The 6,964-nt window shown below is 65.8% G+C and carries 6 protein-coding genes; 5 read left to right on the top strand and 1 reads right to left on the bottom strand.

Annotated elements, in window-relative coordinates:
• Window positions 1-519, bottom strand: a 519-nt coding sequence (locus AC6RA4_RS21965; RefSeq protein ID WP_500163936.1) for an SDR family NAD(P)-dependent oxidoreductase, incomplete at its 3' end; no start/stop codon positions are given.
• 362 nt (window positions 520-881) lie between these two features.
• On the opposite strand from AC6RA4_RS21965, the gene AC6RA4_RS21960 reads away from it, so the two are divergent.
• The 5 genes from AC6RA4_RS21960 to AC6RA4_RS21940 all read left to right on the top strand — a co-directional run.
• On the top strand, window positions 882-2,702 hold the full coding sequence (locus AC6RA4_RS21960; protein ID WP_500163934.1) for an extracellular solute-binding protein: 1,821 nt from the start codon (window positions 882-884) through the stop codon (window positions 2,700-2,702).
• A 75-nt stretch (window positions 2,703-2,777) separates the two neighbouring features.
• Window positions 2,778-2,894: an entericidin EcnA/B family protein gene (locus AC6RA4_RS21955; RefSeq protein WP_500163932.1), complete on the top strand. Its 117-nt coding sequence runs from the start codon at window positions 2,778-2,780 to the stop codon at window positions 2,892-2,894.
• A gap of 79 nt (window positions 2,895-2,973) precedes the next feature.
• The gene (locus tag AC6RA4_RS21950; protein ID WP_500163930.1) at window positions 2,974-3,678 is read left to right on the top strand and encodes a response regulator; all 705 of its coding nucleotides are present in this window, start codon (window positions 2,974-2,976) and stop codon (window positions 3,676-3,678) included.
• Window positions 3,679-3,711: 33 nt separating this feature from the next.
• Window positions 3,712-4,893, top strand: a complete 1,182-nt coding sequence (locus tag AC6RA4_RS21945; protein WP_500163929.1) for an FIST N-terminal domain-containing protein — start codon at window positions 3,712-3,714, stop codon at window positions 4,891-4,893.
• The coding region (locus AC6RA4_RS21940; protein WP_500163927.1) for a hybrid sensor histidine kinase/response regulator at window positions 4,893-6,964 on the top strand (2,072 nt) is incomplete at its 3' end. The genes AC6RA4_RS21945 and AC6RA4_RS21940, both read left to right, overlap by 1 nt.

The following is a 6,964-nucleotide window of genomic DNA, read 5'->3' as shown; positions in this document are numbered from 1 at the left end:
CTCCTTGGCGGTTTCCAGCGCCACCACCTTGGTCATCCCCACGACGCCGTGCTTGGCGGCGACATAGGCCGACTTGTAGGGCGAGGCGGTAAGCCCATGCGCCGAGGCGACGTTGACCACCCGGCCCCAGCCCGCCTTGCGCATCATCGGCAGCGCCGCGGCGGTGCAGTGGAAGGCCGAGTTCATGTTGATGGCGATGATCGCGTCCCATTTCTCGACCGGGAACTCGTCGATCGGAGAGACGTGCTGGATGCCGGCATTGTTCACCAGGATATCGCAGGCGCCGGCTTTTTCGATCAGCGCGCGGCATTCTTCGCCCTTGGACATGTCCGCCTTGATGTAGCGCGCCTCGACGCCGAACTCCTTGCCGAGGTCCTCGGCAAGCTTGTGGTCCTCGGCGCTGTCGGTGAAGGAATTCAGAACCACCGAAGCCCCGGCCCGCGCCAGTTCGCGCGCCACGCCAAGCCCGATGCCCGAGTTCGAGCCGGTGATGATTGCGGTCTTGCCCTTGAGAGACATCTTGAAAACTCCTCATTTTTCCGGTGCAGCATAGCAATGCTGCACCTGCAAGATAAGGGGATTTCGGGGCTGCGGGTTCCCGCCTGCGACAATCACGCTTTCGAGACCAATGGACCCTTGCGCTCAGCGCTAACAGGCGACAAAAGCGCCGCACCAGCCCGGCTCCAGACCAAAAAAAACGCCGGCACGAGGCCGGCGTTCAGTCATTGAGGCAGGTTTCATACAGGCAAGAAACCTATCGAGCAGTGCCCTTGTTATACGCGCTTTACCGCTGGAGTCCAAGCTAAAAGTTTGAAAAGACGTGAAAGCCCCGGTACCCTCCGGGGCCAAGAAAACAAGGGCAGACAGGGATTGTTTCGGAAATGATGGCCGATTATTTCGCGCGCCGCACGGTCGGCGCTCTCGTTCTCGGGGCGATTCTGGCCTGCGGTGGAATCGCCTCCGCAGAGCCCGCGCATGGCATAGCTATGTATGGCGACCCTGCCCTGCCCCCAGATTTTGATCATCTGCCCTATGCCAACCCCGATGCGCCCAAGGGCGGCAAACTGGTCACCGGCGAGGTCGGCAGCTTCGACAGCCTCAACCCGCACATCCTCAAGGGCTCGGTGCCGTGGCAGCTCCGCTTCCTCGCCTATGAGAGCCTGATGGGCCGTAGCTGGGATGAGCCGTTCTCGCTTTATGGCCTCCTCGCGGAAACGATCGAGACCGGACCGAATCGTGAGTGGGTGGAATTCACCCTGCGCGACGAGGCGCGATTCTCCGATGGCAGCCCGGTCACCGTCGAGGATGTCATGTGGAGCTACGAGACCCTCGGCACCGAGGGCCATCCTCGCTACCGCGGCGCATGGTCCCAGGTCGAGAGCATGGAGCAGACGGGCCCGAACAAGATCCGTTTCACCTTCTCGACCGACGACCGCGAGCTGGCGCTTATCATCGGCATGCGCCCGATCCTCAAGAAGGCGCAGTGGGAGGGCCGCGACTTCGGCTCCAGCGGGCTCGACGTGGTGCCGATCACAAGCGCGCCCTACGTCATCGACAGCTTCGAGGCCGGTCGCTACGTCTCGCTCAAGCGCAATCCCGATTACTGGGGCAAGGACCTGCCCTTCATGACCGGCCAGGCCAATCTCGACGAGATCCGCATGGAGTTCTTCGGCGATGGCACGGTGCAGTTCGAGGCGTTCAAGGCCGGCGCGCTCAACGCGCTGCGCGAGAACAACGCCGAGAAATGGGAAACCCAGTACGATTTCCCCGCCGTGCAGCGCGGCGACGTGGTGAAATCCGAGATCCCGCATGGCCGCCCCACCGGCATGACCGGCTTCGTGATGAACACCCGCCACGGCGCCTTTGCCGACTGGCGCGTGCGCGCGGCGATGATCCACGCCTTCAACTTCGAATATATCAACGAGACCATGACCGGCTCGCGCCAGCCGCGCATCACCTCGTATTTCTCCAACTCCGACCTCGCCATGAGCGCCGGCCCTGCCGAGGGCCGCGTGCGCGAGCTGCTCGAGCCCTTCGCCGACACGCTCCTGCCCGGCGCGCTCGAGGGCTATGCCCTGCCCGAGGGCGACGGCAGCGCCCGCAACCGTGGCAATATCCGAAAGGCCGTGGCGCTGATGGAGGAGGCCGGCTGGACGGTGCAGGACGGCGTGATGAAGAACGCCGAAGGCCAGCCCTTCAGCTTCGAGGTGGTGCTCAACCAGGGCGCCGGCGAAGAGCAGTCGATCATCGACATCTACGTGCAGGCGCTGCAGCGCATGGGCATCGCGCCGCGGGTCACGGTGATCGACTCGGCCCAGTACAACGAACGCGTCAACCGCTTCGATTTCGACATGACCTTCTTCCGCCGTGGCATCTCGCTCAGCCCGGGCAACGAGCAGCGGCTCTACTGGGGCTCGGAGGCGGCGACGCAGGAAGGCTCGCGCAACCTGATGGGGATGCAGTCCCCGGCGGCGGACGCGATGATCGACACCCTGCTCAATGCCACCAGCCACGAGGATTTCATCGCCGCGTCGCGCGCGCTCGACCGCATCCTGACCACCGGGCGCTACGTGATCCCGATCTACCAGTGGAACATCTCGCGCATCGCGCATGCCAAGGAATTGACCTTCGCCGAGGATACGCCCGTTTATGGCGACTGGATCGACTGGATGCCAAACGCATGGTGGTGGCAAGGCGAATGAAATCTATATAAACTCGCGGCGAGCCGGAAACCGGCCACCAAAAGACCGATACAAAACCAAAAAACGAGCAGAGCAATGAAACAGGTACTCATCATCGCCGCGCTGGCGATCACTCTCGGCGGATGCGCCACCATCGATGGCGTCGGACAGGACATCTCGAACGGGGCGCGCACGGTCGAGAGCTGGTTCTGATCGCGCTATCCGACCTTTTGGCACGTTTCGGCGCCGCCGGCCCCGGTCTATCCTGACCTACGGGGAGAGGAGTTAAAGGATGAGCGACCGCGTGGACCTATTGAGCGAAGGCAGACCGATCCGGGCGCTGGTGGTCGATGATCACCCGCTGTTTTGCGATGCGCTGACCCTGACCTTGCAGTCGATCTCGGATTTCGAGGAAATCCGCAGCGCCGGCACGCTTGAGAAGGCGCTCGACATCGTGGCACAGGGCGAGCCGCCCGATCTGGTGATCCTCGATCTCAACCTGCCGGATGTGCACGGGCTCGACGGGCTGGTGCGGATGCGCAATGCCGCGCCGCGCGCCGCGATCCTCATCGCGTCGTCGATGGCCGACAACCGCATGATCAGCCACGCGCTCAAGGCCGGCGCCAACGGCTTCGTGCCCAAGCACTCGCAGCGCTCGGTCTTCCGCCGCGCCTTCGAGGCGGTGGGCCGCGGCGAGGCCTTCGTGCCCGACGGCTACATCGACCCGCGCGAGCCCGATGGCGGCGCCGGCCCCGATGACGCGCTGGCGCGGCTGGCGACGCTGACCAATCAGCAGGCCCGCATCCTGTCGCTGATCTGCGAGGGCAAGCTCAACAAGCAGATCGCCTACGACCTCACCATCGCCGAGACCACGGTCAAGGCCCATGTCACGGCGATCATGCGCAAGCTCGGGGTGCACAGCCGCACCCAGGCGGTGCTGATCGCCCAGGAAGCCAACTTCAACCGGGTCTTGCCAAGCGAAGGGGCCGCGCCGTAACCTGCCGTGCACATCGCAAGGGGAGGTGATGTCGTGGACGGAGCACAAACGCGCTCCGCAGGGAGGGAAACGGACCGGGCCGGTGCCCTGCGCGTCGCGCAGGTGGACTGCAACGCCGCCGATCCGGTCGCGGCAATCGCGGAACAGCTCGGTGAGGGACCGTTCGAGCTTGTCTGCCTGTTCGCCTCTCCAGATGCGGATTTCGACGCGCTGAACGATGCCGCGCCGGGGGCCTTCGGCGGGGCCGACGTTTTCGCCTGCACCACCGCCGGCGAGATCGGCCGTGCGGGCTATGAGGAAGGTCAGATCATCGCCATCGCCTTCCCGTCCGACCTTTTCGCGGTCGACGCGCTGGCCATTGACGGGCTCGACTCGCTCGATGACCGCACCGTAATCGACCAGCTGATGCAGCGCCGCATGGCGCTGAGCGTCGATGCCCCTGACAAGGGCTCGGAGTTCGCCTTCCTCATGGTCGATGGGCTGTCGCTGCAGGAAGAGAACGTCGCCTCGATCCTCGCTTCGGCCATGGGGCCGATGCCGCTGTTCGGCGGATCGACCGGCGACGGCACCAATTTCGGCTCTACCTGGCTGTCGTTCAACGGCAAGATCCGCAGCAACGCGGCGCTGCTCGCGCTGGTGCGCAGCCGCTGCCCGGTCAAGGTGTTCAGCGTCGATCACCTGGTGCCCACCACCACGCGCATGGTGGTGACCCGCGCCGCGCCGGATCACCGCGTCGTGCAGGAGATCAACGCCGAGCCTGCGGCGCAGGAATACGCCCGCCTGCTCGGGATGCAGCCGGAACAGCTCGACACTTTTACCTTCGCCACCCACCCCGTCGTGGTGCGGCTCGGCGACAGCCACCACGTGCGCTCGATCCAGAAGGTCGGCGACGCGGGCGAGCTGGTGTTCTTCTCGGCCATCAACGAAGGCATGGTCCTGACCCTCGCCGAGCGGCAGGACATGGCGAGCCATCTCGACCGGGCGCTTGACGCGCTCTCGGCGCAGGGCGCGCCGCAGCAGATCCTTGGCTGCGACTGCCTGCTGCGCCGGCTCGAAGCCGGCCAGTTCCAGGAGACTCGCGCGGTCTCGGACGTGCTCACGCGGCACAATGTGGTGGGCTTCAACACCTATGGTGAGCAATTCGGGGCGCTGCACGTCAACCAGACCCTCACCGGGGTGGCCTTCTATGCCGCCGAGGACGAGGATCAGCCCTGATGTCGCTGATCAACCCCGATGATTCCCTCGAGCGCCAGAACGAGAAGCTGCTGCGCATCGTCGAGACGCTGATGAACCATGTCGAGCACGGCAACGGTCAGTCCGGCGAGGCCTACGCCCAGTTCGAACGCGCCGCGCTGCTGGAAAAGCGGGTGCGCGAGCGCACGCTCGAGCTCGAGCGCACGCTCAACCTTCTGCACGAGTCGAACGCCCAGCTTGCCCACGCGCATGAGGAAACCGAGACCGCGCGGCGCAACCTCGCCGACGCCATCGAGACGATCTCGGAAGGCTTTGCCCTGTTCGATGGCAGCGACGTTCTGGTGATGTGCAACTCGCGCTTCTGCCGCGATTTCCGCGACACCGTGCGCGACCTGCGCCCGGGCCTTTCGTTCGACGGCTATGTGCGCCATGTCAGTCGGTCGCGCCACCTGTCGCTGCCCGAGGGCCTCTCGCCCGAGGCCTGGGCGGCGGACCGGATGCGCAAGCACACCGACCGTCGGGTGATGTTCAACGTCCGCCACGGCCAGGACCGCTGGCTGCAGGTCTCCGAGCACCGCACCGCGAATGGCGGCACGGTGATCCTGCAGACCGACGTCACCGACATCATCCGGCTCGAACGGCAGGAGCGGCTCAAGCTCAAGGACAAGCAGACGCGGATGATCCGCGCCACGCTCGACCATCTCGATCAGGGGGTCTGCATTTTCGATGAGGGCGCGCATCTGGTAGCCTGGAACGAAAAGATCGGCACGCTGATGAACCTGCCCGCGCGGCGGCTGCATCTCGGCGCTTCCTTCGACGGGCTGATGGAGCAGGTCGAGCAGAATTTCCGCTTTTCGCAGCAGAGCGACCGCGAGCTGTTCCGGCGCTGGACCGATCAGGGCGGACGGCGCGGCCCGATCAGCTTCGAACTCAGTCGCGATGGCGGCATCGTGCTGCGCTTTTTCGGACGCGGCATGCCCGATGGCGGTTTCCTGTTCTCCTGCACCGATGTCACTGCCGAACGCGAGGCGGCGCGGCGGCTGACCGAGGTCAACGAGATGCTCGAGCAGCGGGTGATGGAGCGCACGCTCGAGCTCGAGGATGCGCTCTCGGCCGCCGAGCGCGCCAACGCCTCGAAATCGCGCTTCGTCGCGGCGGCGAGCCATGACCTGCTGCAGCCGCTCTCTGCCGCCAAGCTGTTCATCTCGTCGCTGTCGGAGAAGAGCGCCGATGCCGGCGACAAGGCGGTGCTCGACAAGGCGGAATCGGCGCTGACCTCGGCGGAGCAGCTGATCGATGCGCTGCTCGACATCTCCAAGCTCGAATCCGACGGGCTGAAATTCGACATCCGCCCGGTGGCGCTGCGCGAGGTGTTCTCGCGCCTGCGCGATGAGATGGAGGTCCTCGCGGCCCGCAAGGGGCTGAAGCTGCGGATGATCGACAGCGACCTGACGGTCGAGACCGATCCCTCCTATCTGCGTCGCGTGGTGCAGAACCTCGTCGCAAACGCGATCCGCTACACCGAGGCCGGGCGCGTGGTGATTGGCGTGCGCCGCCGCGGCGGCACCGCCCGGATCGAGGTCTGGGACACCGGGCCGGGCATCGCCGAGGAGGACCAGTCGGCGATCTTCGAGGAGTTCCGGCGGCTCGACACTCGCGCCTCGACCAATGACGGGCTGGGCCTTGGCCTTGCCATCGTCGAGCGCGCCTGCGCGCGGCTCGGGCACCCGCTGGGGCTGTGGTCGGAGCCGGGGCGCGGCTCGTGCTTCATGGTGAGCCTGCCCGTGGTCGGCGCCACGGCGCCGTCGCGGCCCGCAGCACTTGGGCCGGCGCGCCCGCAGGGGCTGGCGCAGGCCGGGCTGATCGTGCTGCTGGTCGAGAACGATCCGCAGCTGCGCCGGGCGATGACGGTGCTGATGGAGAGCTGGGGCGTCAATGTGATCGAGGCCGAGGATGCGGCCAGCGCGCTCGACCTGCTGGCGGATCTCGAGATCGTGCCCGACGCGCTGCTGCTCGATTACCAGCTCGGCGCGGGCATGTCGGGAACGCAGCTTTTCGGCGAGATCACCACCCGCATGGGCCGCCTGCCCTG

This window comes from Salipiger sp. (assembly GCF_059781815.1).
This window is presented reverse-complemented; position numbering and strand designations above follow the sequence as displayed.